Origin of the sequence: Actinomadura fulvescens (assembly GCF_039533225.1) — a bacterium.
In the GTDB taxonomy this organism is placed as follows: domain Bacteria; phylum Actinomycetota; class Actinomycetes; order Streptosporangiales; family Streptosporangiaceae; genus Spirillospora; species Spirillospora fulvescens.
This window is the reverse complement of the sequence record NZ_BAAATD010000016.1, coordinates 111,586-136,500: the sequence shown is the minus strand read 5'-3', so window position 1 is coordinate 136,500 and position 24,915 is coordinate 111,586. Positions and strand designations below refer to the sequence as shown.

The following is a 24,915-nucleotide window of genomic DNA, read 5'->3' as shown; positions in this document are numbered from 1 at the left end:
CAACCCAGCGCTCCGGAAGGACCTGCGCCTCCCAACCGATGCACCTTACGAACGTGGGATGGCGTTGTCGTAGGCGTCGCGGGCGCGCGCGACGGCGGCACGGTGGCGTTCCGCCCAGTCCGTGAGGCCGCGCAAGTGCTCCGGGGCGCGACTGTTGCGGTTCAGATGACGTTGGCTTCGGCCAGCCAGCGCCACAGTTGGTCCTGGTCGACGACCGTGACCCCGAGCTTTTCGGCCTTGGTGGTCTTGGAGGCGCCGACGTTGTCGCCGGCGAGCAGGTAGTCGGTGGCGGCCGAAACCGATGAGGCGGTCGTGGCCGCCGCCTGCTCGACCAGGCGCGTGACGTCCGGCCGGCTGATCTTCGCGCCCGAGCGGGGGTCGGTGAACGCGCCGGTGATCACGACCGACCTGCCCTTGAGCGGCGAGTCGCCGGCGGCCGTCGCGTCGACCGGCCGGTCCTCGGCCAGCACGTCGAGGTCGACGCCGCGCTCGCGCAGCGCCGCGATCTCCTCCTGGACCTCCGCGCGGGCGAAGAAGGCCACGATGCTCTCGGCGGCCTTCGGCCCGATGTCGCGGATCGCCACCAGGTCTTCGGCCGTCGCCGCCGCGACATCCTCGACGCGCTCGTAGCCGGCCAGGCACAGGCGCTTGGCCGTGCCCTCGGAGGCCATCGGGATCGCCAGCCCGATCAGCGCGCGCCGCAGCCCCATTCCCTTGGACGACGCGATCGAGTCGATCATGTTCTTGGCGCTGACCTGGCCCATCCTCTCGTAGCCGAGGAGCTGCTCGGCCGTCAGGTCGTAGAAGTCGCTGCGGCGTTTGAGCACGCCGTCCTCGGCGAGCTTCTCGATCCAGGTGTCGCCGACGCCTTCCATGTCGGCCGCGTGGCGCGAGGCCCAGTGCATCAGCCGGCGCGTCGCCTGCGCCGGGCACTGGAGGTTCACACACCAGCGCTCCTCGCCGGTGCCGCGCACCTCGAGCTCGGAACCGCACGACGGGCAGTGCGTCGGCGGACGATCTCGACCTCGCTCCCGTCGCGCCTTTCCGGCAGTGAGCGGCCCGCGAACGGGATCACATCGCCGCGCCGCACGACCGCCACCGTGTCACCGATCCGCAGGTCACGTTCGCGGATCAGGCGCGGGTTGTGCAGGGTGATGTTCTCCACCGTCACGCCGCCGACGAACACCGGCGCGACCTTCGCGCGCGGCGGGACGCGGCCGATCTTGCCGACCGGCCACTCGACCGACAGCAGGGTCGTCAGCTTCTCCTCCGGCGGATACTTGAACGCGATCGCTCCGCGCGGCTCGGCGCTGTTGAAGCCCGCCGCGTCGAACGCCGCCGGCTCGTGTAGCCGAACGACCGCGCCGTCGATGTCATAGTCCAGCCCGTCGCGGCGGCCACCGATCTCGTGGATCGCGTCCATCACCTCGGCGACACTCGCGCCCACGTACTGGGCGACCGACTCGAAACCCGCCGGGATCTCCACCGCGACGCCCTCGCGATCAGCGCCGAACGCGAAGAACCGCAGCAGCCGCTCGGCTTTCGCAGCCGCCTCGGGGTCCTTCAGCACCAGCGTCCCCGCGGCGCCCGACCGCGGGTTGGTCAGCGTCCGGTCCGGATGCGCCTCGTTGTAGGCGGCCCACACCGACCGCAGCATCACGGCCTCACCACGGACCTCGATGCGTCCAGGCGCGGCGATCTCGGTAGGCAGACCCGGAATCACGTGGCGTACCTTCTCGGTCACCAGTTCGCCGACCGTGCCGGTGCCGCGCGTGGCGACGTAGTCGAGCTTCCCGTCGATGTAGACAACGCTGAGCGAGAGCCCGTCGAGCTTCTCCGACACGCGGAAGACCTGGCCGCCGAAACGCTCACAGAACGTGCGGATCTGCTCCTCGCTCGTCGCCTTCGCCAGCGAGAGCATGGGGCGCGCGTGGCGGACGGTCGGGCCGACGAGCTCCGCCGGCGCGTTGACCTTGCCGAGCGGGCTGTCGGCCGGTTCGAGTTCCGGGTGCTCGGCGACCAGCGCCGCCAGCTCGTCCTTCAACGCGTCATAGTCGGCGTCCGGCAGCGGGCTGTCGCCGGTGCCGTAGTACAGGTCGTTCAGCCGCTTGACCTCGGCGGTCAGCTCGGCGATGCGCTTCTCAACGTCCACCCCTTGATTAAACGCGATCCCACCGACACTGTCCGCCGCCCCCGCTGCGGTAGCCGAGACGGCCGTGGTCAGTCGGACTTGCGGCAGAGTGAACGGCGGGCGCCGGCGCGGTCGTTGTCGTCGCCGTAGCGATCGGCCCACTGCAGGACGAGGTCCACATAGTCGCGGGAGTGGTTGTACATGTAGACCGCGGTGCGGGTCCGTTCGGGAGCGCCGTTGTGCTTGAGGTACTTGGCAGCTGACGGAATGGCGTCTGCGGGGTCGTAACGGCTCGTCCTACGGTCGTTGTTGCCGTCGACGCGGAAGCTTTTCCAGGTCGTCCGTAGGAACTGCATGGGCCCGCCCGCTCCGGCATGGTTCTCGCCGTGGTGAACGCCCGGAAGCGTGCTCGTTCCGTGCCCGCTCTCGACTTTGCCGATGCCGGCGAGCAGGGTCCAGGGCATGCCGTAGTCGCTTCCGGCCTTCTTGTAAAGCTTGAGGTAGTCGTCCGGGATGGTGTCCACGTGGTCGACCGAGGTGGGCTTGTCTCCGCACCGTGCCCGTTTGACGCCCGAAGCGACCACCAGAACGGCGAGGGCGCCGACGATGACGAGCGCGAACGAAGCTGATCCCTCGTCGCGGCGCACCGCAGCGGGCCGCGGCAGGTTCATCGCGCATCCTGGTCGATGAGCACGAGCTGTGTCATGGCCCGTGAGCCTACGAGCCTGACCGACCAAGATCGACGCGCCCCGCCACGAACGTCGGTGTTGCTTTAGCCGTGTCACGGGATCCGGCAAGCCAGACGCGCGGCTGGCGCATTAGCGCTGCGCACCTTGAGGCCGGGTCGGCTCAGGGCCTGGACTTGGCGGTGTCGCGGTTGTTGGCCTTCTCGATCGCCTTGACCAGCTCCTGCTTGCTCATGCTGGATCGGCCGGAGACATCCAGCCGTTTGGCCACGTCGTAAAGGTGCTGCTTGGAGGCGTTGGCGTCGACACCGCCGGCGGTCTTGCGCGAGGTGCGGCGGCCGCCCTCGGCCTGTTTGTCGGAAGGGCCTTTGCCGCCTCCGGCCTTCGGCTCCCAGTGGTCGCCGACCTTCTCGTGCGTGTGCTTGAGAGCCGCGTAGGCGACGCGGTGCGCCCGTTGCCCTTCGCCATACTCCTTCACAGCCGAATCATGCGCCTTGGCGTACGTACGCTGGGCTTTGGCGTCAGAACGCTTCAACGTGTCGGGCAGTTCCTCTTTCTTGGCCTGCCCTTTGCTGGTGGTTTTCGGCATTTGTACACTCCCAGGTGATACATCCTGCGCGTTGTCTTTTGCATACCTTTCTGCCCTTACCCGTCTCATGGACGAGTTCACATGTCGATGGCCTGATCGGGTAGGCGAAGGGTGACCGGGTAGGCGAAGGAGGTGGCCTCCTGGCCGATGATCACTCAGCCGATCGCGTGAGGAGCACGGACGATGACGACGAAGGTCGCTGATTTCCTGCTCGGCCGCCTGCGGGAGTGGGGTGTCGAGACGGTTTTCGGCTATCCGGGGGACGGGATCAACGGGCTGCTGGCCGCCTGGGGCAGGGCCGGTGACCGGCCGCGGTTCGTGCAGGCGCGGCACGAGGAGATGAGCGCCTTCGAGGCGGTCGGCTACGCCAAGTTCACCGGCCGCGTGGGAGTGTGCGCCGCCACGTCCGGTCCGGGCGGGATCCACCTGCTCAACGGCCTGTACGACGCCAAGCTCGACCATGTTCCGGTGGTCGCCATCGTCGGCCAGACCAACCGCAGCGCGATGGGCGGCTCGTACCAGCAGGAGATCGACATGCTCTCGCTGTACAAGGATGTGGCCAGCGAGTACGTGCAGATGGTGACGGTCCCCGAGCAGCTGCCCAACGTGCTGGACCGGGCGATCCGGATCGCGCTGGCCGAACGCGCCCCGACCGCCGTCATCATCCCCGGCGACGTGCAGGAGCTGGACTACAGCCCGCCCGGCCATGCGTTCAAGATGGTGCCGTCGTCGCAGCCGGGCATCGCCTGGCCGGAGGTGTCGCCCGACGATGCGGCGATTCGCCGTGCCGCCGAGGTGCTGAACGCGGGACGCAAGGTCGCGATCCTCGCCGGTACGGGCGCCCGCAACGCACGTGCCGAGCTGGAGGAAGTCGCTGATCTGCTGGGCGCGGGAGTGGCCAAGGCGCTGCTCGGCAAGGACGTGCTGAGCGACGAGCTGCCGTTCGTGACCGGGTCGATCGGGCTGCTGGGCACCCGGCCCACGTACGAGCTGATGCGCGACTGCGACACGCTGCTGACCGTCGGATCGAGCTTCCCCTACACCCAGTTCCTGCCGGAGCTGGACCAGGCGCGCGCGGTGCAGATCGACATCGATCCCAAGATGATCGGGATGCGCTATCCCTACGAGGTCAACCTGGTCGGCGACGCGGCCGCGACGTTGCGGGCCCTGATCCCGTTGCTGGAGCGCAAGGACGACCGGTCCTGGCGCCAGGACATCGAGGACAAGGTCGGGCGATGGTGGGAGACCATGCGCAAGGAGGCGATGGTCGAGGCCGACCCCACCAACCCGATGCGGATGTTCCACGAGCTGTCCGAGCGGCTGCCGCACAACGCGATCGTCACCGCCGACTCCGGGTCGGCCGCCAACTGGTACGCCCGTAACCTGCGCTTCCGCGGCGATGTGCGCGGATCGCTGTCGGGCACGCTCGCCACCATGGGCCCCGCGGTGCCGTACGCGATCGGCGCCAAGATGGGCCTGCCGGACCGGCCGGTCATCGCGTTCTCCGGAGACGGCGCGATGCAGATGAACGGCCTGGCCGAGCTGCTGACCATCAAGCACTACTGGCAGGAGTGGGCCGACCCGCGCCTGGTGGTGGCGGTGCTGCACAACAACGACCTCAACCAGGTCACCTGGGAGATGCGCGCGATGCAGGGCGCGCCGAAGTTCCCTCAGTCGCAGACGCTGCCCGACATGGACTACGCCGCGTTCGCCGCGAGCCTTGGCCTGGACGCCGTCGTCGTGGACAAGCCCGACCAGATCGGCCCTGCCTGGGAGCGGGCACTGGCCGCCGACCGGCCGACCGTGCTCGACGTCCACTGCGATCCCGACGTGCCGCCCATCCCGCCGCACGCCGACTTCGAGCAGGCCAAGGCCACGGCCAGGTCACTCGTCAAGGGCGACGAGGACCGCTGGGGCGTGATCAAGGAAGGTGTGAAGGCCAAGGCGCAGGAGTTCCTGCCGCACCGCGACGGCAGATGACCGATCCACGGGAGCGCTTGCACCCGGCGGTGGAGGGCGACCGGGTCCTCGTCGAGGGCGATCACGTCCTGGTCATCGCATATCCCCCGTGAGGCGGCCCTCGACGTGGGACTTGAGCCGGTTCAGCGTGGTCGCGATGTGCGCGGCGTTCGCCGCCGGCCGGTTGATCACACCGGTGACGGCCATGGCGAGCGGTATGAACCACAGCGGGACGCGGGCCCAGTTGCTCTCGGTCACCACGCAGGTCCCGTCGGACGCGGGCTCGACGTCGTATCGCCACCGCGAGATCGGGATCTGGGACTTGGTGCTGACGTCGTAGGCGAAGCGCCGTCCGGGTTCGAGCTCGATGACCTCGCAGACGGTGCGCCAGCGGCGTACGCCGTTACGGTTGAGCCCCTCGAACCGGGCGCCCAGAGCCGCTTCGGTGGCCCCGTGGAGCCATCGGACGGCCACGAGTTCCTCGGCGAAGGCGGCCATGGCCGCTGGGTCACTGACCACCGCGAACACCTCGTCAGCCGAGGCGTTGATCGTCACTGTGTCGCTGGCGAAGAGCCTGTCCAAGGTAACCACCAGGTGTTGTGGGCGAAGGGGGAGCCCGCCCGCGCCACTCCCCTTGTCCGCACCTAGGCGGAACAAGCGACATGGCGCATAACATCGTGATGGAAGGTATAACATTGTCATTGCCTCACGTCTAGATCCAAAGCGATCGAACACAGGCAAGATCCCGAACGGTGCCGCCGCCGTGGCGCGCATCGACGAGCTACGGTCGAGCGCGCTGCGCCAGCCGTTCTTGGATCTGAGCGTGCCTGAACTGGTACACGGGGCCGACCTGGCGAAGGATGCCGAGGCGATGCGCGTCGCTCAAGAAGGCCATCAGCCGGAACGGGCAGCCACGTCGCATCGCAAGGATGGCCGTTGTCACGAAATAGGTCATGCACGGGGCGGAGACCAACGTGGCGCTGGCCGCCATGAGCCCAAGGGCCACTCCCCCGGACACTCCGCGACCCACGTCGCCGCCGGTGAGGCTGAACGACGTTCCGAAGAAGCCGCCCACAAGGAGCCCGACGGTCACGGCGCGGAGCAGGCAGGACTTCAGATCCGCCACAAGAGTGCGTCGAGGGAGACCCTGCCTGTCGTCGTCGACCATCGGGATCATGGACCACCTGGTGAAGCCGAGACCCAGACCGAAGAAGGCCCCGATTATCGCACCTGCGAGCGGCATCCCCAGAAGGAGCGTCTGCATGGTGTCGGTGAGCGAATCCCCCTCATTGATCGGTGATCCGCTCGCGACAAAGGTCAGACACAGGATGAGCCCCAGAGGGACGCCCAGCTGGAAGCCGCGCTTCGCTCCCGCCGTAAGGCCGGCTTCGAGCTCCCGCCGCAAGAGGCCCAGGCGCCCTTTCCAGCGGAGCTCGACGCGTGCGGGTTCGGCGTCTTCGCCTGCCGGCGGCCCACCCCAGAGAAAACCGATCAGGCCATAGACAAGGCCGAGCACCGCGATGTTCGCGGTGCCTGTGACCAGCCTTCCGGTGGCGATCGTGATGACGCCGCCGTACGCCGTCCCGAAACTGAGCGCGTACATGAGGCCTGTCCGCCAGCCCGGCGGTGCGGTCCTCATCAGCCCGACCACAAGCCCTCCGCACACGCCGGCGAGCAGGCCGTACTGCGGGCCGTTGATCGGCCAGTAGCAAAGCCCGCCCCCAATGCCCAACGCGAGCCCCAGGAAGATACGGACAGCGCGTTCGGAGATGTCATTCGAGAGGGTCAGCCGCCACCATGCGAGGTCGCTGGTGCCGCGCTCCGTCATCTGGCGGGCGACGAACGCCAGGCATCGGCCGGCCTGGTCGACATTCCACGATCGGAGGGGACGGAATGGATTCCTTCCGGCATCGCCTCTCCTGGGCGGGTTGCTCTTGAGGAGGGACTCCACCAAATGGTCCATGAGATGAACGGTCGTGTCCCTGGGCGTCGGGAAGCGCCTGTCGTCCGACAATGGGGAAGGGTCCGCCTGGGTTTCGACGTAGACCTCCCTGACGAGCCAGAGCGCCAGCGGCGTGGAGAACGTTCGTGCGAGACGTCCGTTCGGCCTGTTCTTGACCTCGCGGATGAGATGCTCCCACCGGTCACGGCCGGCGGGCGGCACGCAGCGGCGCAGGAAGGCGACCACGTCTCCGGGCTCTACGGGCTGTGCTTCGATGACGGCGCCGCTGGTCAGCACGTCACCGCCCGGAGCGGTGACGGCCTGCTCGTACTCGGCGGTCCGGCAGGTGAGGATCAGGGCGTCCCTCTCACCGGTCCCGGCATTGAGCGCCTTGATGACCTCAAGGCGGAGTTTCTCGGAGATCTCGTCTAGACCATCGAGCACGGGAAGTATCTGCCGCCGGGCGACCAGAGCGTGTGGCGCGTTCAGCCCGAAGTCCCGCGCGTATAGATTCGGATACGCCTTGCCGAGCCGACGCGCGAGCCATTCCCGCAGCGCTTCCCGGCGGGGGTCCCAGTCAGAAAGCGTGAAAAGCACGGGAACCGGATCGTCCTCCTTGAGCTCCGAAAGGAGCCGCCGCATCAGCAGGACGGCGAGCGTGGTCTTGCCCATGCCCGGATCTCCGAGGATCACGAGCCGGCGAGAATTCAGTTCGCGGAACTGATCCGCGATCTCGCCGATGCGGTCCGTACGGCCGTTGAAACGCTGGCGCCCCTGCCTCAGCAGCCTTTTGAGCGGACCCGCCTCACTGAGACCACCGCCCAGATCCATCACGGGCAGTTCGGTGAGCTTCCAGCGCACCGCCAGCGGCGCGGGATCGTCGAGTCCGCGAAACTCGATCTCTCGTTGCCATTCTTCGAGAACGAGCGTCGCGAGCAGTTGTCGCGCGTTCGTCGCCTGCTCGGGGGTGGTGACGTTGGCCAAGGACTCCGGAGGCCGCCGGGTCCAGTTGACCACCGGCTTGAACAACGGCACGACCACGGCGAGCACCGGCGTCGCAAGCTTCGCCCAGTCGCCCGCCTCGGTAAGTCCGTTGGCATTGAGCGCGTAGACGATGATGAGGCCCAGCATCAGAATGCCGAGGCTCAATCCGATGACGGCCGCCGCTCCGAGAAAACGCCGCCACGCCGATTTCCGCCGCATCACCGGCATATAGTCCCAAAAGGGGCCTCATGTGGACGCCGTGTGGCCACATCCGGTGATGGTGACGCTGCACGCTCAGACCGCGCTGGCCGAGCGCAGGTGCCCCGCGACTCGCGCGAGAGGTCGCCAGGAATACACGACACAGGGTGTCGTGATTCGTTGGGAAGCTCATCAACGCGGCCAGTGATGGCGGCTACCAAGCCGATCGACGTACGTGATGTCGGCGAATCGAATGGAGTTGATGTGGCAATGGAGCGAACGGCGGTCAACCCGTGGGCATGGTCGACGGAGCTGGGATACAACCAGGGTGAGATCGTCTCCGGGCACACCCGGACCCTGTATTGCGCGGGGCAGACCGCGATGAGCGGCGAAGGCAAGCCGCAGCATGCCGATGACATGGCAGCACAGTTGGCGCTGAGCCTCGACAACCTGGAGTCCGTGCTCGGCGAGGCCGGCATGTCCTTGGCGAACCTCGTCCGGCTCAACGTCTACACCACCGACGTCGATCTGCTCTTCCAGCACTACGGTGTGCTGGCGTCGCGGTTGGGCGCCGCCGGGGTGGCACCGTCCACCACGATGCTCGGGGTGACGCGGCTGGCGATTCCCACCCTGATGGTCGAGCTTGAGGGGACCGCCGTCGCGTGATGCGACCTCGCCGCCTCCGGCAGGACTGCCGGAGGCGGCACGAGGTGTGGGTCACACCGCCGAGGTGTTCGGTGCGGGGCGGGGCGTTCATCGCCGCTAAGCGTTCAGGTGCCGGCGGGGGTGGCGGGCGAGTTTGCCTGCGGAGATGAGCAGGATGGCGGCCAGGCCGGGAATGAGGATGGCGTCGGGGATCACGCCGAGGAGCAGGCCGCCCAGAAGCGCACCGGTGATCGATCCAGCGGTCATGATGGCGGCGAAGCGCAGGTTGGAACGCAGGACGATGAAGCTGGCGTCGCGGCTGTAGCGGGCGAACGCGACCAGCATGGTGGGCAGTGACACCAGCAGGGACAGACTGCCCGCGGTTTTGATGTCCACGGCGAACAGCAGCACAATCGTGGGGATCAGCAGCTCACCACCGGCGACGCCCATGATCGCAGCGACCACGCCGATGCCGAATCCGGCCGCGACGCCTGCCACCGCGCGTGCCGGGCCGGGCAGATCCAGCGCCCCCGGTCCGGTGGTGTGGGTGATCACCAGTGCGGCGGCCATCAGCACCATGAGGGCAGCCAGCACCGTGTGGAGGGTGGCGGCGCGCATCCGGACCGCCCAGGTGGCTCCGGCCCATGCCCCGATGAGGCTCCCGGCCAGCAGGTTGGCCGCGACCGTCCAGTGCACGCCGAGGTCAGCGAGGGAGACGACGGTCAGCCGGGCGGGCAGCGCGGTGAGCACCACGATCAGGCTCATGGCCTTGTTCACGATGACCGCCGACAGAGCGGCGAACCCGAACAGGCCGATCAGCAGCGGCAGCCTGAACTCCGCGCCGCCCAAGCCGATCATCCCGCCCAGCACTCCGACGGCCGCCCCGCTGGCGAACACCACCGACGGGCGGCCCGCCGCCCCGGTCCGCACGACGCCCTCTTGACCGCTCGTCCCCGCCCGCACCAGCAAAGTATTCAATACTTACCGCTTGTATGGGAAATAGGGACAAGGCGGGCTCGCCGCCTGCTCTCCGGATTCGCCTTCAGGGGGTCCGTTCGGCGGCGCCCAGGACGAAGTCGCCGAAGACGATGGTGCGGTGCCCGCGCGCGGCCAGGCCGTGGGCGGCCAGTTCGGCGAGGAAGTCGGTGTCGGTGAACCTGTCATGGGCGGGATGGTCGAACAGCAGCCGGTAGCTGGCGCGGTCAAGGGCGTGCTTGGTCACTTCCTCGAAGTAGAAGGTGCCGCCGGGTTTGAGAACGCGAGCGACCTCATCGAGGGCGTTCCGCCAGGTGGGGATGTGGTGAATGATCCCGAAGTCGAACACCGCGTCGTATACGCCATCGTCGGGGATCAGAGGGCGCAGGTCGGTGGCGTCGGCGACGCCGACGCGGACCCGGCCGCGATAGGGGGCCAGGCGGCGGCGGGCGCGGGCGGCCATGGCCGGGTCCAGGTCGACCGCGTCGACCTGAGCCGCGCCGAAGTGCTCCAGCAGCAGGCGGGCGCCGTAGCCGGGACCGCAGCCGATCTCCAGGACCCGCGCGCCCACCGGCAGCGGCCCGCCCAGCCGCTCCAGCACCGGCGCCTCGTACCAGCGTTGCAGCGCCCGCCGCACCGGGTTGTTGATCACGACGGTCTCGATCCGGTTCATCAGCATGAGATCTGTCCCTCCAGGACCTGAATCATCGTCATCTATAGATATCATCGTGCAATGACGATGAGAAGTGAGGCGGCCGGCGCCACTGATCCGTGCGGTGCCCGGTCCGGCTCGATGGCGGCGGCGGCGTTGTTCCGCTCCCTGGGCGATCCGTCGCGGCTGGCCATCCTGCTGCGCCTGGCCGAGGGCGAGGCACGGGTGGTGGACCTGGTCGCGGCGGTGGGCCTGGCGCAGTCGACGGTGTCGGCGCACCTGGCGTGCCTGCGCGATTGCGGGCTGGTCGATTCGCGGCCCGAAGGCCGTTCCTCGCGGTACTTCCTGGCCCGAGCCGAGCTGCTGGACCTGTTCAAGAGCGCCGAGGGCCTGCTGGCGGCCACCGGTGAGGCGGTGGCGCTGTGCCCGACGTACGGGACCGCCGCCACCGACGAGGATTCGTGATGAGCGCTGGGGCTTCTGCCGTTCCACAGGTCCCCGGCCCGGCCGCACGCCGCGCGGTCCGCTACGCCCACTTCACCATCGGCTACAACGTCATCGAGGGCATCGTCGCCGTGACCGCCGGTACGGCGGCCGGGGCGGTCTCGCTGATCGGGTTCGGGGTGGACTCGGGCATCGAGGTGGCCGCCGCCACCGTGGTGCTGGTCCGGCTGCTGGCCGTCCTGCGCGGCGGTGAGCCGGACGAGGCCAGGGAACGCCGGGCGCTGAAGTTCATCGCCGTCACGTTCTTCGCCCTGGCCGCCTACGTCACCGTCGAAGGAGTCCGGGACCTGGCCATCGGCGAGAGCCCCGACACCTCCATGGTCGGCATCACGCTGACCGGTGCCTCCATCGTGATCATGCCGTGGCTGGCGCACGTCAAGCGCAAGGCCGGCCTGGCGATGAACTCGCGCCTGGTGGTCGCCGACGCCGCCGAAACGAGGCTGTGCGCGTGGTTGAGCGTGTCGACGTTCGCCGGGCTGGTCGCCTTCGCCATCTGGGGCTGGACCTGGATAGACCCGGTCGCCGGTTTCATCATCGCCGCCTTCGCCGTCATGGAGGGCAAGGAGGCCTGGGAAGGCGAACTGGCCTGCGACGACCACTGAACCCCGCACCGGCCATCGGCATCTCGATGATGCCGCCAGGACGAGTTCATAGCCGGTCAGAAGCGGACGGGCGCCCGCGGATTCCGTCCAGGAGATAGGCGGTGCGGCGGTCGTAGGCGTCCCGGGGAGGCCGTTCGCCGTGCTTGAGGGCGAGTGCGTTGTCGACGACGAGTGCGTGCAGGTCGCCGCCGTGCCGCCCTCCCGCATTCGTTCTCACCGCCGGACAGGCTGGCGAGACGCGCGCGCAGTTCCTCGACCCCCACCGCGCGGCGTCCTGCCGTGAATGTGTCCCTGGTGTCAGGCCTTCATCCAGCGGCTGACGAGAGAAGAGAACGCCTCTTCGTGAGCCTTGGCGTCGGCGAGATCCTTGAAGGTGACCATCGCGCGATCGCTGGAGCGCCACGCCATGAGGCCGCTGTCGTCCTGGAAGGTGAACGAGTCGCCGTCCTTCACTTTGGCGCCGCGATGGAAGATGAACTGGACGTCTTTGGACTTCAACTGGAAGGTCACGCGGTCGACACCGTCGTAGCAGAAGCTCGGCGCGTTCCACTTCACCTGCTCGGTGATCTGCGGGTCCACGTTCAGGATCACTGCGCGCAGATACTCGACCGCTTCCTTCTGCGGGTGGTCGAGCGTCCGCAGGAACTGATCGACCTCGGGGTTCTGGTTCATGGGTCGATCTTCCTCCACAATCCGGCTCCTTTGACCAGGTCCGTCGGCTGCTCGCGCGGGACTGCTGCCTGGAGGTATTGACGGTGTTTGTAGGGCTACCCAGAACTTGGGCCGCGGGCGGGCCGCGGCCGAGCATCCGCGGGGCCGTGCCACGGCACTGCGGTACGCCGCCGGGATCGCGGTTGGTCCAGGCCGGATGGATCGCCCGGCTGTGGGCGCCTGGAGCATGGGGGTGGATCACCTTCGTGGCGCCGGCGGCCCTCACCACCAACCCCGGCCGCGACACGTTCCTCAGCACGCATGGACTGCGGTGTGCTCCTGGCCCCGGCTAGGTCGGCGCCGCTCGCGCGACCAACGGCTCATCGATGGGGAAGCACGCAACTGCCTCCGTCGGGCGGGAACATCAGCCATGATCGCTCCGTCCAAATGATCGGCATGCTCTCGTCCCGAGATCGCATCGAGTCTGGAGACCGCATGGACGCTGAGAACGGGCTGGACGCCGTCCGCCGGGCGGGGGCACTCGTCGCCGTGGCGCTGGAGCGGTCGGTCCCCCGGCTCACCCCGTCCGGTCCGACTCTGGCGGAGATCTCCGCGACCGCACAGGAGCACCTGCTCCCGGCGCGTCCTTCCTACCTCGGCTACCAGGGGTTTCCTGCGGCCTGCGACATCGCGGTCAACGAGGTCGTCTGCAGCGGAGTGCCCGGCGACCGCACGCTTGAGCCCGGAGACGTGGTCTCTCTGGCCCTCGCCGGAAACATCGACGGCATGCACTGCGCCGCCGCCACCAGCCATGTCGTACAGGCGACCGAGGCTCATGCCGAGGCCGTCCTGCTCGTCGAGCGTGCCCGGGAGGCGCTGCGCCGCGCGGTGGCCGCCGTCCGCCCGGGCCGCCAGGTCAATGTCCCGGGCCGGGTGATCGAGTCGTACGCCCGGCGTTTCGGATACGGCGTCGTCCGTGACTTCGGAGGCCACGGCATCGGCGCGCGCCTGCACCAGGACCCCTTCGTTCCAGGATGGGACGACCCCGCCGCCACCACGGCGTTCTCCGAGGGCATGATCTTCACGGTCCAGGTCATGCTCACGCTCGGCAGCCCCGAGATCGAGACCGACGCCGAAGGCTGGAACGTCGCCACCAAGGACCGGAGCAAGGCCGCCGCGTTCTGCGACACGGTCCTGGTCACGGCGACCGGAACAGAGATCCTGAGCGACGCCGGCGTCGGTCGGTTCTGATCAGGCTCAGGCCGGCTGGTAGGTGAGGTCCAGCACGCCGGTGGTGAACGTGGTCGAACGGGTGAGCCGGAGGGGGACGCGGGGAGTGCCGCCGGGGAACAGCCGTTGCCCGGTCCCGAGTACGACCGGGTCGACCAGCAGGCGGAGTTCGTCCAGGAGCCCGGCCTCCAGCAGGGCGCGGGTCAGGGTGATGCTGCCGGGCAGCTGGACGTTCTTGCCCGGCGTCCGCTTGAGGTCCTTCAGCACGGCGATGACGTCGCCGTCGATCACGGTGGTGTTGTTCCAGCCGGGCTCGCGCATCGTGGTGGAGGCGACCAGCTTGCGGATGCCGTTGATCTGGTCGGCCACCGGGCCGCTCCGGTGCGGCCAGACCGCCGCGAACGCCTCGTAGGTGACCCGTCCCAGCAGCAGCGTGTCGGCCTCGGCGTACATCTGGCCGACCGCCGCGCAGATCTCCTCCTCCATGTACGGGAAGAGCCAGCTCTCGGGTGCTTCCACCACGCCGTCCAGGGACATGAACAGCCCGGCGACGACTTTACGGCCATTGGTCACTGTGGGTTCTCCAAGATCACCGCATCCTCATGCGAGGAAGCGACACGTGTCGTGTCGCTAGAGGATTCACGAGAGCTCGGCGAACGTCAACACGACACGTGCCGTTTCCTATAGAGTGATCGCCATGCCGAACCCACCCAACCCGGCACGGCGAAGCCAGAGCAGCCGCCGCGCGATCCTCGCCGCCGCGGCGGAGCTGTGCTCGGAGCTCGGCTACGGGCAGGTCACCATCGAGGCGATCGCCGCCCGTGCCGGCGCCAGCAAGAAGACCATCTACCGCTGGTGGCCCTCCAAGGGCGCGGTCATGCTGGAGCTGATCGACGAGACCGCGACCATCACGGCCGCCCACCCCGACACGGGCGATCTGGCCGCCGATCTGCGCACCCAGCTCAGCGCGGTCATCGACCTGCTCACGCCGGCGCACACCTCGCCCGTGGCCGGCCTCATCGCCGAAGCGCTCAACGATCCCGACCTGGCCCGTGACCTCAGGGACAGGCTGATCAAGCCGCGCATCGCCAGGTTCAAAGAACGCATGCGCCGAGCCCAGGACGCCGGGCAACTGAGTCCGGAGGTCGACCTCGACGTGGCACTGGACCTGCTGTACGGGCCGCTCTACCACCGGTTCGTCCTGCACCTCGGCATGCCCGATGCCGACCACCTCGACGTCCTGATCGCACACGCCCTGCGCGCCGTCGACCCGTCCACGAACACATGACGGCCTAGGCCGTCACCTTCGTCCCAGCGTCGCGGATCTCGGCGGCGTGCCGCACGTCGTCGACCGGTGGGATCACCTGGCCGGGCCCATGGGGGTGCGGGGGCGGTATGCTCGCGAAAGCGCTTTCCACGGTCGGGGCGGAGACCGAATTGATCACACTTGCGGACGTGGCGCGGCACGCGGGGGTCTCCCTCGCCACCGCGTCGCGCGTGCTGAACGGCAGTAGCCGCCAGGTGGGGGCCGCGCTGCGGGAACGGGTCGAGCGGGCGGCGGCCGAGCTCGGCTACGAGACCGACGTGACGGCTCAGACGCTGGCGAGGGGCTCCAGCAAGGTGATCGGTCTCGTCGTGCACGCGCTCACCGATCCCTACTTCGCGGCGCTCGCCGAGGGCGCGATGCGAGCCGCCGACCGGCACGGGCTCACCGTGATGATCGGTGCCACCCATCGCGATCCGCAGCGCGAGCTGGCGCTGGTCTCCACGTTGCGCGCCCAGCGTGTCCAGGCGATCCTGCTGGCCGGATCGCGGACCACCGACACCGAGGTCGTCGACCGGATGAGGGCCGAGCTGACCCGCTACCGCGAGGCCGGCGGGCGGGTCGCCTGCGTCGGGCAGGATCTGCTCGGCGTCGACACGGTCGCGCCCGCCAACCGTGCGGGAGCGGCGGCGCTCGCCCGTGCTCTGGCCGATCTCGGGCACCGGCGGTTCGCCGTGCTGGCGGGGCCACCCGAGCTGGTGACCGCCGCCGACCGGGTCGAGGGTTTCACCTCCGCGCTGACGGAGCTCGGCCTGCCCGCGCCGCGTGTGCTGCCCGGCGGATTCGACCGGCACGGCGGGCACGCCGCGGCGACGGCGCTGGTGGATGCCGGGCTCGACGATGTCACGTGCGTCTTCGCGGTCAACGACGTGATGGCGGTCGGGGCGCTGGCCGCGTTCCGCGAGCGGGGCGTGGACGTCCCGGGTGACCTGTCGGTCGCCGGGTTCGACGACATCGCCACGCTGCGCGATCTGGTGCCGCCGCTCACGACCGTCCGCCTGCCCCTCGCCGAGATGGGTGCGCGGGCTTTGGACCTCGCGCTCAGCGAGAAGCCCGGCGTGGTCACCGAGGTCGTGGCCGGCGAGGTCGTGCTCCGTGCGAGCACCGCCCTGAACGTTTGAACGAATTCGGCACACAGAAGTTCGAACCAACTCTTGTGTGCGGATTTAGGGCTGATTAAGGTCTCCTCTCAATCGTCGGAATGCGCTTTCCGACGTTCTCCAGCCGGAGGCCACCGATGCCGTTGTCCCGCCGTGCCTTCCTCACCTCGACCACAGCCGCAACAGGGGCGGCATTCGTGCTCGGCCACACCGTCCCCGCCCATGCCGCCGACGAGTTCGACACCCTCCGGCTTCGCTGGCGGTCCCTGGTGCTGGGCACCGGGTTCACCGCCACCGCCGAGCCGTTCAAGAGCAAGCTCGCCTCGCTCGGCCAGAGCGCGGCGCGTGTGCGGTCGACGATGGCTCCCGCCGCCGGGTCGTTGTGGCCCGACCTGGTGTACGCCGACCCCGAGCCCGACCTCGACGCCGAGTCCTATGCCTTCTCCGCCGCCGTCACGGGCAGCTTCAGCCGGTTGCTCACCATGGCGCACGCCTGGGCACAGCCTGGTACGGGCCTTACCGGGAGCGCCGGGCTCTTGGCCGACATCAGGACCGGGATCGACCACCTCCACGATGAGGTCTACAACTTCGGCAAGGCTCAGTACGGCAACTGGTGGCAGTGGCAGATCGGCACTCCCCGCGCCCTGTTCGACCTGTGCGCGATCCTGGGCGACCAGCTCTCCGCCACACAGGTCGCGGCATTGGTGGCGGCGGTGAAGCATTTCGTCCCGAACTCGGCGGTAGCGAGCTACACCGACAAGAGCACCGGGGCCAACCGGGTGGACCTGTGCCGGTCTATCGCGTTCACCGGCGTGCTCGGGCGCGACTCCGCCCGCCTGGCACTCGCCCGCGACGCGCTCTCCCCGGTCTTCCCGTACGTGACGTCCGGCGACGGGTTCTACCGGGATGGCTCGTTCATCCAGCACAGGTGGATCCCCTACACCGGTACGTACGGCAATGAGCTCCTCGGCGGCCTCGCCTGGTTGTTCACCCTGCTCGCCGGGTCGAGCTGGGCCGTCACCACACCGGACCGGCAGCTCTTCCTGAACGCGGTCGAGCGGTCCTACGCGCCGATGCTCTTCAACGGCCTGATGATGGACGGCGTCTCGGGCCGCGGGATCAGCCGGGGCGTGGCCGCCTCCGACACCGCCCGGATCAGGGACGACGACCACGTGCGGGGCCACGCCGTCATCGCCAACATCGTCCTGTTGTCGGGCGCGGCGTCCACCGCTGAAGCCGCCCGGTGGAAGGGCCTGGTCAAGGGATGGGCGGCACGCGCGAAGTACGCACCGCTGCTGTCGGATCCGCGCATGGGCGTCGCCGCGCTCGCGCGCTGCAAGGCCGTCATCGACGACGCGGCGGTCCAGGCGGCTCCCGAGCCGACCGGGCACCGGCTGTTCGCGTCCATGGACCGCGCGGTGCACCGGCGTCCCGGCTGGGCGGCCTCGGTCAGCATGTCGTCGGCCCGGATCTCCTTCTACGAGCACGGCAACGGGGAGAACCTGCGCGGCTGGCACACCGGCTCCGGGATGCTCTGCTGGTGGGGCTCCGACTTCGGCAACGGGCAGTACTCCGACTCGTTCTGGCCCACGGTCGACCCGTACCGCCTGCCGGGCACCACGGTCTCGAAGAAGCCGCTGGCGGACGCGGCCGGCGGGGCGTGGGGCGCCGACAAACCCAGCGCGGTGTGGGGCGGCGGGGCAAGCGACGGCGAGTTCGCGGCGGTCGGCCAGGACACCCGGGGCCTGCAGAGCACGCTCACCGCGCGCAAGTCCTGGTTCTTCCTCGCCGACGCGATCGTCTGCCTGGGGGCGGGCATCACGTGCACGGACGGGACGGCGGTCGAGTCCGTCTACGACAACCGCAACCTCGGGGAGGCCGGCACGCACGCCCTGACGATCGACGGGGTGACGCAGCCGGTCGCGCATCCGTGGTCGACCACCGCGGCCTCGCCGGGATGGGCGCACCTGGCGGGCTTCGGCGGCTATGTCTTCCTGGACGACCGCGCGGTGGTGTTCCGGCGTGAGGAGCGCACCGGGCGCTGGCGCGACATCAACACCGGCGGATCGGCCGACCCCGTCACCCGGCGCTACCTGACCCTCTATCGGCACCACGGCACCGACCCGACTGCAGGCGGCTACGCCTACCTGGTCATGCCGGGTGCGACGACCGCCGCCGTCTCGGCGCGCGCCGCCGCGACCTCCTGGGTGTCGGTGATCGTCAATGGTGCCGACCGGCAGGGCGTCGTGGTGCCGTCGCTCGGCGTCACCGCGGTGAACTTCTTCGCCGGCGGTTCGGCGGGCGGCGTGACGGTGAGCGCTCCGGCCGCCGTGCTCATCCGCGAACGAAGCGACGGCACGGCGGTGATCTGCGTGGCGGACCCGCGCCGCTCGGCCACCACGATCGACGTGACGTGGGCGCACGCGGTCGGCTCGGTGGTCTCCAAGGACGCGTCCGTCACCGTCACGTCAACGGGCTCATCGCTGAAGTTCCAGGTGAACGCGTCGGGCTCGGCCGGAGCGACGCACCGTCTCGTCGTCCGGCTCTGACGGCCACACCACGGTGAACCGCCGGGCGCCGAGCACGACGTCCGTTCGATCACCGTGATGGAGAACGGAGGCGCCACCCTCGTCGGCGGCTCCAAGCAACACGATGCTCGCGGCGATGCCGTCGGCGGGCGCTCCTTCGAGCGCGAGGGTGGTGGACGGGGCGCCGAACGCCGTCCCTGCCGGGTCGAGCAAGGTCTCCTGCCTGTCGAAACCCGCGAGGGGGCGCAGGTGGGCGACCGGCCCGTCAGGCGTGACCGCCCAGCCGGTCTGACGCACCGTCCCGGTGAACCCGTGTACGCGATGCAGCCGCAGCTCGACGGGCCCGGCGGCGACGCTGACGCTCTCGATCCGTGCTTCCGGGCGTTCCACCGGGTGATGCGCGGACGCGGCCCAGGCCAGATCGTCGTCCTCGGTGTCGGCGCCGAGGGATTCGAGCGGCCCGCGCGTGGTCACGGCGCCGTCGATGACGAGACCGAAATGGTTGTCGGCGCCTGTCGGTGCGGTCCGGGTCGAGTAGGCGAGCCGGTCGTAGAGCGGGTCTCCCGGGTGCCCTTCCGCACCGTGGTTGAGGAGCCGGGCGATGCCGTCGGGATTCTGGATGACGAACCCGGGACCGCGGAGCGCGCGCACGGTGGGCTGGATGAGCTCTTCGGCGTCGGTCCACACACGATGATCGGGTGGAAGCAGGAGTCCTACGAACGCCTTGGCGGCCCAATACGGCGAGGCCGACCCCGAGTAGGGCTGAAGGGTCGCTTCGTGTGGCCCGTGCCAGCCGAGGGTGAGGAGCCCGTCATCCGACAGCGCTCCGCGTTCGAGAAAGTACCGGAGCACGCCTGCGGTGACGCGCCGGGTCTGGCCGGGAGTGAGCGGCGTCGTCCCGGTGAGAGCGCCTAGGAAGAACGACGCGGCGGCCCCGAAACGGTAGGTCAGGGACCGTCCTTGGTAAAGCATGGCCCCGTTGTCGTCGAACAGGTGGGCATAGCCGTCGAGGAACTCGGCCAGTCGCCGCCCGTACACCCCGGGCTCCTCGCCGCGCAGCCATCGCAGCAGCACCGGATAGAAGTGCAGCGCCCAGCCGTTGTAGTGGTCGAACGAGCGTCCCGGACCGTCCCCGTACCAGCCGTCGCCCACGTACCACGGCTCGATGCGCGCCAGTCCGTCCACCGGCTCCACCGGCTCCACCGGGTCCGCCGGCCGGCCTGCGGCTTCGAGGAAACCGGCGACCATCACGGGAAACAGCCGCCAGTTGTTGTCGACCGGCTCGTGCCGCAGCGCGCCGCCGAGCCAGGTGGCGAGATCCTCTTGTACGGCCGGGGTCAGGCGGTCCCAGAGCTGCTCTCGGGTCAGCCACAAGCCGATGGCGAGCGACGCCGACTCGACCATGGGCTGGAAGCGGCCGGTGATCGAAGGCCAGGTGGCGGGGCCGAGCGACAGTCCTTCGGCATACGGTTCGAGCAGCTCGGCCGGCCCGCCGCCCGCGACCCGGAACGCCGCCAGGAGGAAGGTCCGGGCGAAGCCTTCGAGGCCGTCGCAGCGTGACCAGCTCGCCCGGCCAGGGAGGTTGATCTCGGCGCCTGCGGCGTAGGGCCGCACCGAAGCCAGCAGGTCGTCGGCGACGGACTCCCATTGGGCGCGCAACTCCATGTGCCCTACCCCCGGACCAGACGCGGCTCGGGTACAGCGTCGAGTTCCAGCACGACGACATCGTTCTCGCCCGGACGCAGGAGCGGCCACGGCAGATAGAGACGCTGTTGCGGACCACGCGACCAGTAGCGGCCGAGGTTGAAGCCGTTGACCCACACGTATCCCTTGCCCCAGCCGGGAAGTCCGAGGAACGTGTCGCGAGGCTCGTCCACCGTGAGCGTGCCGCGATGGAACGACGGCCCCGGCGCCCGGCCCGCCACGTCCGCCACGTCCGCCACGTCCGCCCGGCCCGCCCGATCCCACGGGATCAGGGACACGTCGTCGAGACGGACGGGATCGGCCGTCCAGCCGAAGATGTACTGCCGCTCGTGCAGCACCCCGCCGATGAGCCCTTTCCGCTCCCCCGTCAGCGGGCCGTAGTTGACCCGGCCCATGGCCTCCACGATCAGGGTCAGCTCCGCTTCACCGGCCGGAACGTCCAGCGGAAGCTCGGTGACCGCGTCACGTTCGAGCACGCCGCGCGGCGCGCCGTCGAGGAACACGTGCGCGCGGTCGCGGAGGTCCTTCAGACGCACCGGCAGCGGCTCCGGCCGCCGTCCCGGCAGCGTGGACCGGTAGACGACCAGTCCGTACGGATGGCCCAGCTCCTCGAAGGAGGGCGGGACGGCGGCGCGGACCGACCCGGTCGAGAGCACGTCGAGGCAGTCCAGCAGCGGGACGCCCGCCGACATCTCGATCTCGAAGGGCGGGAGGGTGGGCGGAGCATGGCGTGAGGGCGCGGGCGGGAGTTCGGTGTAACGGCCGAGGATCTCCCGGTAGGCCCAGTACTTCTCGGTGGGGACGCCGTTCTCCGAGAGCGGGGCGTCGTAGTCATAGGAGGTCACGGTGGGCTGGTAGGCGCCGTCGGCGTGCGGGCCGCCCGCGTTCGCCCCCGCGAAGAAGCCGAAGTTGGTGCCCCCGTGGGCCATGTAGAGGTTGACCGAGGCACCGTGTTCCAGCATCTCGGCGAGCGTCGCGGCGGCGTCGGAGGCGTCCCGGGTGTGGTGCTCCTCGCCCCAGTGGTCGAACCAGCCGTTCCAGAACTCCATGCAGAACGCGGGATCAGGCCGCTGCCGCCGCCCGTCCCGGTGCCGCGCGAACGCTTCGAACCGCCTCACCGGCTCGCTGCCGAAGTTGGCGGTGGCGTAGACGTCCGGCAGCGTGCCGCCGGTGACCATCAGGGCCTCGCTGCCGTCGGAGGTGAAGAGCGGAACGTCGATGCCCCGCCGCCGCAGCCCGTCCGCCAGGTACCGGAGGTAGTCGTGGTCGTCGCCGTACGAGCCGTACTCGTTCTCGACCTGCACCATCAGCACGTTCCCGCCGCGCGTGACCTGGTGGCGGGCGACGCGCGGCAGCAGCTCGTCGAAGAACCGGTCGACCGGGCCAAGGTAGCGGGGGTCCATGCAACGCAGCGGGATCTCCTGATCGGCCCGCAGCCAGGCGGGCAATCCGCCGTTCTCCCATTCGGCGCAGATGTACGGGCCGGGGCGGACGATGGCGTAGAGCCCGGCGTCCGCGGCCGCACGCAGGAAGCCCTCGACGTCCGCGAGGCCGGTGAAGTCGAAGGTGCCCGGGGCGGGCTCGTGCAGGTTCCAGGGAACGTAGGTCTCCACGGTGTTGAGACCCATCCCCCGCAGCTTGGCGAGCCGGTCAGGCCATTGCTCCGGCAGAGTGCGGAAGTAGTGCATGGCGCCCGACAGCACCTGGAAGGGCCGTTCGTCCAAGTAGAGGCCGTCGTCGGCGACGCGGAACCGTGACATGGCCGAGATCGTACACAGCTTTCCGCCTCTATGTTCGTTCGCACAGAAAGGTGCAGAAACGATCGCACGGGTCTAGGCTGGGCGGGGTCACCGGATCCCCCGTCGAGAGGTCACGCCGTGCATGCCGAGGAGCGCCACGAGTTCATCCTGCGGGAGTTGCGCGACAACGGCTCGATCCGGGTCGCCGAGGTGGCCGGACGGCTCAAAGTGTCCCCGATCACGATCCGCCGGGACGTGGAGACGCTGGCCGACCGGGGACTGCTCGTGCGAGTGCATGGCGGAGCCCGGCTTCCGGCCGCCCTCGAAGCTCCCGCCGTCGCCCCCTCCGGCGCCTCCGCTTCCGCCTCCGCCAACGCCCGCCCCGTCCGGGCGGACGGGCAGACGCTGGGCATGCTGGTGCCCTCGGCCGGCTACTACTACCCCGAGGTGATCAGGGGAGCCCGGGAGACGGCCGCGGCGCGGGGTGCCCGGCTCGTGCTGGGGATCTCTCGGTACCACGACGCAGACGAGGACGAGGTGCAGGCCCGGCGGCTGGTCTCCACGGGCGTGGACGGGCTGCTGCTGACCCCCAGCGGCCGGGATCCGGACGCCCAGCAGGCCGGGCTCGCCGACCTGGGCGTTCCGGTGGTCCTGGTGGAACGTCCCGCGCGCGCCGGAACCGGCCTTGAACACGTCATCTCCGCGCACTCCCAGGGAGCCGAGACGGCGGCGGGGCATCTGGCGCGGCTCGGCTACCGGCAGATCGGCCTGGTGACGCGCGTCGACAGCCCCACCACGCCCTGGTTGCGTGAGGGTTTCCAGGCGGGACTGGCGGCGGCCGACCTCAAGCCCGGCCCGTTCCTGGAGGCCCCGGCGCCCGATCAGGCCCCCCAGGAGTACGAGGAGCACGCCGTCCGGCTGGCCGAGGAGGTACGGGCGGGACGCCTGGAGGCTCTGCTCGTCCACAACGACCACGACGCGATCCAGCTGACCCAGCGGCTGCGCGCGCTCGGGCTCCAGATCCCGTCGGACGTGGCGATCGTGGCGTACGACGACGAGGTGGCGGCACTGGCCGACATCCCGCTCACCGCCGTCGCACCGCCCAAGTACGCCGTCGGCGCGGCGGCCATGGAGTTCCTGCTGGCCCGGCTCGCCGATCCCGGGCGCCCGCGCCACAGGCTGGCGCTGCTGCCCGAGCTGCGCGTGCGTGCCTCCTGCGGCCAACGGGACGCCAGATAACAATCCGTCCCAAAAGGGACAAACAACCAGGTCCGCATGCCATCCTGGCGTGATGCGGACCACTCATGCACGAAGATGATCGTAATCTGATCGTTTTGTTCATTTGTTCATTCACTCTTGACCTGTGATTGTTCTTGAGCGAATGATGGGCGCCACCCCCGCCCCACCCCCAACGGAGTGAACATCATGAAGCACAGGACCCTGCGCTCCGCGGCGGCCGTCGCCGGTGCGGTCACCTCCCTCGCCCTCCTGGCCGCCGGCTGCGGCTCCAGCGGCTCCGACGGCTCCGGTGGCGCGGACTCGGGCGGCGTCACGGAGATCACCTACTGGTCGTGGCTGACCGGTGCCCAGGAGCTCACCGACGCGTTCAACAAGTCCCAGTCGAAGATCAAGGTGCGGTTCGAGAAGATCCCGTCCGGCACCAACGGCGGCTACGACAAGGTCGTCAACGCGGTCAAGGCGGGCAACGCCCCCGACGTGGTCAACCTTGAGTACAACGCGCTCCCCGAGTTCGCCAGCCAGGGCCTGATCCAGGACATCGGCGACAAGGCGGGCTCGACCGTCACCTCCAACTTCCCGGCCCAGATCCAGAACCTCGTCACGCTGGGCGGCAAGACCTGGGCACTGCCCCGTGACGCCGCGCCGCAGGTCTTCTACTACCGCAAGGACCTGTTCGCCAAGCACAACCTGAAGGCCCCGAAGACCTGGGACGACTTCAAGGCCGCCGCCGAGAAGGTCAAGAAGGCCGACAAGGCGTCCCGGATCGCCGCCTTCTGGGCCGACGAGCCCGGCCTGCTCGCCGCCCTGGCCTGGCAGGCGGGCGCCAAGTGGTACGCGACCGAAGGCGACGCCTGGAAGGTCAGCTACACCGACCCGGCCAGCAAGAAGGTCGCCGGGTACTGGAACGACCTGGTCAAGCAGGACCTGGTGTGGAACCAGGTGTCCTACAGCCCCGAGTGGACCAAGGGCATGGTGGACGGCAAGACCCTCGCCGTGATCGGTGCCTCCTGGAGCGGCGGCGCCCTCAAGGCCACCGTCCCCGCCCAGTCCGGCAAGTGGGCCGCGGCCCCGATGCCCACGTGGGACGGCACGCCCGCCAGCGGCATGCTCGGCGGCTCCGCCTACGCGCTGCCCAAGGGCGGCAAGAAGGCCGAGGCGGCGCTGCGGTTCACCACGTTCGCCACCACCACGGCCGACAGCTTCAAGGCCCAGCTGTCCAGCGGCGCCAGCAGCGCGCTGCCGGCCAAGCAGGATCTCGTCGCCGCCGCCAAGCAGTTCTTCGACACCGAGTTCTACGGCGGCCAGGACATCTACACGCTGTCCAGCGCCCAGATCGCCACCATCAAGCCCGGCTGGGTCTGGGGACCGCTCCAGATCAGCGCCAACGGAACGCTGAAGGACGCGATGGGCACGCAGGACTACCCCGCCGCTCTCGACACCACCCAGCAGAAGGCCGTCGAGGCCATCAAGGGCCGCGGCCTCAAGCTCGCCGGCTGATCCACGTGTCCCCCGCCCCCGGCAAGAGCCCAGTCC

At 69.4% G+C, this 24,915-nt stretch carries 22 protein-coding genes and 1 pseudogene; 10 read left to right on the top strand and 13 right to left on the bottom strand.

Translation table 11 applies throughout. The features are described from left to right. Positions 1-161: 161 nt before the first annotated feature. The 4 genes from ABD333_RS40785 to ABD333_RS40770 form a co-directional block, all read right to left on the bottom strand. Entirely contained in the window at positions 162-944 is a 783-nt protein-coding gene (locus ABD333_RS40785; RefSeq protein WP_344547986.1) for a helix-hairpin-helix domain-containing protein, read from the bottom strand. Continuing rightward, positions 941-2,152, bottom strand: a complete 1,212-nt coding sequence (locus tag ABD333_RS40780) for an NAD-dependent DNA ligase (protein WP_344547985.1) — start codon at positions 2,150-2,152, stop codon at positions 941-943. The genes ABD333_RS40785 and ABD333_RS40780 overlap by 4 nt, the downstream gene beginning before the upstream one ends. Positions 2,153-2,220: 68 nt before the next feature. Then, positions 2,221-2,802, bottom strand: a complete 582-nt coding sequence (locus tag ABD333_RS40775) for a lytic transglycosylase domain-containing protein (RefSeq protein WP_344547984.1) — start codon at positions 2,800-2,802, stop codon at positions 2,221-2,223. Between the two features lie 178 nt (positions 2,803-2,980). Further along, on the bottom strand, positions 2,981-3,406 hold the full coding sequence (locus ABD333_RS40770; RefSeq protein WP_344547983.1) for a ChaB family protein: 426 nt from the start codon (positions 3,404-3,406) through the stop codon (positions 2,981-2,983). A gap of 183 nt (positions 3,407-3,589) precedes the next feature. Between ABD333_RS40770 and ABD333_RS40765 the strand changes: the two genes are divergently transcribed. Beyond that, a complete protein-coding gene (locus ABD333_RS40765) occupies positions 3,590-5,386 on the top strand; it encodes a thiamine pyrophosphate-requiring protein (RefSeq protein WP_344547982.1) in 1,797 nt (598 codons plus the stop codon). A 72-nt stretch (positions 5,387-5,458) separates the two neighbouring features. Here the strand turns inward: ABD333_RS40765 and ABD333_RS40760 are convergent, their stop codons facing one another. Then, positions 5,459-5,947, bottom strand: coding sequence for an SRPBCC family protein (locus tag ABD333_RS40760; protein WP_344547981.1), 489 nt, complete (start codon positions 5,945-5,947; stop codon positions 5,459-5,461). 199 nt (positions 5,948-6,146) lie between these two features. Continuing rightward, the gene (locus tag ABD333_RS40755; RefSeq protein WP_344548040.1) at positions 6,147-8,510 is read right to left on the bottom strand and encodes an NACHT domain-containing protein; all 2,364 of its coding nucleotides are present in this window, start codon (positions 8,508-8,510) and stop codon (positions 6,147-6,149) included. Between the two features lie 249 nt (positions 8,511-8,759). Between ABD333_RS40755 and ABD333_RS40750 the strand changes: the two genes are divergently transcribed. Then, positions 8,760-9,155: a RidA family protein gene (locus ABD333_RS40750; RefSeq protein ID WP_344548039.1), complete on the top strand. Its 396-nt coding sequence runs from the start codon at positions 8,760-8,762 to the stop codon at positions 9,153-9,155. Positions 9,156-9,251: 96 nt separating this feature from the next. On the opposite strand, the gene ABD333_RS40745 is transcribed toward ABD333_RS40750, so the two are convergent. Beyond that, entirely contained in the window at positions 9,252-10,064 is an 813-nt protein-coding gene (locus ABD333_RS40745; protein ID WP_344547980.1) for a sulfite exporter TauE/SafE family protein, read from the bottom strand. Between the two features lie 112 nt (positions 10,065-10,176). Then, on the bottom strand, positions 10,177-10,788 hold the full coding sequence (locus ABD333_RS40740) for a class I SAM-dependent methyltransferase (protein WP_344547979.1): 612 nt from the start codon (positions 10,786-10,788) through the stop codon (positions 10,177-10,179). A 54-nt stretch (positions 10,789-10,842) separates the two neighbouring features. Between ABD333_RS40740 and ABD333_RS40735 the strand changes: the two genes are divergently transcribed. Both ABD333_RS40735 and ABD333_RS40730 read left to right on the top strand, forming a co-directional pair. Next, on the top strand, positions 10,843-11,226 hold the full coding sequence (locus ABD333_RS40735) for an ArsR/SmtB family transcription factor (protein ID WP_410557300.1): 384 nt from the start codon (positions 10,843-10,845) through the stop codon (positions 11,224-11,226). Next, complete coding sequence (locus ABD333_RS40730) at positions 11,226-11,867, top strand: cation efflux transmembrane domain-containing protein (protein ID WP_344547978.1); 642 nt, start codon at positions 11,226-11,228, stop codon at positions 11,865-11,867. Before ABD333_RS40735 ends, ABD333_RS40730 begins: the two co-directional genes overlap by 1 nt. Positions 11,868-11,913: 46 nt before the next feature. Here the strand turns inward: ABD333_RS40730 and ABD333_RS40725 are convergent. Together ABD333_RS40725 and ABD333_RS40720 are read right to left on the bottom strand one after the other, a co-directional pair. After that, positions 11,914-12,051: pseudogene (locus tag ABD333_RS40725) on the bottom strand (TetR/AcrR family transcriptional regulator); the annotation flags it as partial. 113 nt (positions 12,052-12,164) lie between these two features. Further along, positions 12,165-12,539, bottom strand: coding sequence for a DUF1801 domain-containing protein (locus ABD333_RS40720; RefSeq protein ID WP_344547977.1), 375 nt, complete (start codon positions 12,537-12,539; stop codon positions 12,165-12,167). Between the two features lie 474 nt (positions 12,540-13,013). On the opposite strand from ABD333_RS40720, the gene map reads away from it, so the two are divergent. Continuing rightward, entirely contained in the window at positions 13,014-13,769 is a 756-nt protein-coding gene (gene map, locus ABD333_RS40715) for a type I methionyl aminopeptidase (protein WP_344547976.1), read from the top strand. A 6-nt stretch (positions 13,770-13,775) separates the two neighbouring features. Here map and ABD333_RS40710 read toward each other — a convergent pair whose 3' ends face one another. Next, positions 13,776-14,321, bottom strand: a complete 546-nt coding sequence (locus ABD333_RS40710; RefSeq protein ID WP_344547975.1) for a dihydrofolate reductase family protein — start codon at positions 14,319-14,321, stop codon at positions 13,776-13,778. A 124-nt stretch (positions 14,322-14,445) separates the two neighbouring features. Between ABD333_RS40710 and ABD333_RS40705 the strand changes: the two genes are divergently transcribed. The 3 genes from ABD333_RS40705 to ABD333_RS40695 all read left to right on the top strand — a co-directional run bounded on the left by ABD333_RS40705 (position 14,446) and on the right by ABD333_RS40695 (position 18,721). Then, complete coding sequence (locus tag ABD333_RS40705; protein ID WP_344547974.1) at positions 14,446-15,036, top strand: TetR/AcrR family transcriptional regulator; 591 nt, start codon at positions 14,446-14,448, stop codon at positions 15,034-15,036. Between the two features lie 149 nt (positions 15,037-15,185). Further along, positions 15,186-16,193: a LacI family DNA-binding transcriptional regulator gene (locus tag ABD333_RS40700; protein ID WP_344547973.1), complete on the top strand. Its 1,008-nt coding sequence runs from the start codon at positions 15,186-15,188 to the stop codon at positions 16,191-16,193. Positions 16,194-16,309: 116 nt separating this feature from the next. Then, a complete protein-coding gene (locus ABD333_RS40695; RefSeq protein WP_344547972.1) occupies positions 16,310-18,721 on the top strand; it encodes a polysaccharide lyase 8 family protein in 2,412 nt (803 codons plus the stop codon). On the opposite strand, the gene ABD333_RS40690 is transcribed toward ABD333_RS40695, so the two are convergent. Both ABD333_RS40690 and ABD333_RS40685 read right to left on the bottom strand, forming a co-directional pair. Further along, complete coding sequence (locus ABD333_RS40690; protein WP_344547971.1) at positions 18,650-20,365, bottom strand: DUF2264 domain-containing protein; 1,716 nt, start codon at positions 20,363-20,365, stop codon at positions 18,650-18,652. The genes ABD333_RS40695 and ABD333_RS40690 overlap by 72 nt on opposite strands. Positions 20,366-20,370: 5 nt before the next feature. Then, positions 20,371-22,164 carry a glycoside hydrolase family 35 protein gene (locus ABD333_RS40685; RefSeq protein ID WP_344547970.1) on the bottom strand — a complete coding sequence of 598 codons (1,794 nt, stop codon included), beginning with the start codon at positions 22,162-22,164 and terminating at the stop codon, positions 20,371-20,373. A 117-nt stretch (positions 22,165-22,281) separates the two neighbouring features. Between ABD333_RS40685 and ABD333_RS40680 the strand changes: the two genes are divergently transcribed. After that, a complete protein-coding gene (locus ABD333_RS40680) occupies positions 22,282-23,382 on the top strand; it encodes a substrate-binding domain-containing protein (RefSeq protein ID WP_344547969.1) in 1,101 nt (366 codons plus the stop codon). Positions 23,383-23,568: 186 nt separating this feature from the next. Next, positions 23,569-24,879 carry an ABC transporter substrate-binding protein gene (locus tag ABD333_RS40675; protein ID WP_344547968.1) on the top strand — a complete coding sequence of 437 codons (1,311 nt, stop codon included), beginning with the start codon at positions 23,569-23,571 and terminating at the stop codon, positions 24,877-24,879. The last annotated feature ends 36 nt before the right edge of the window (positions 24,880-24,915 follow it).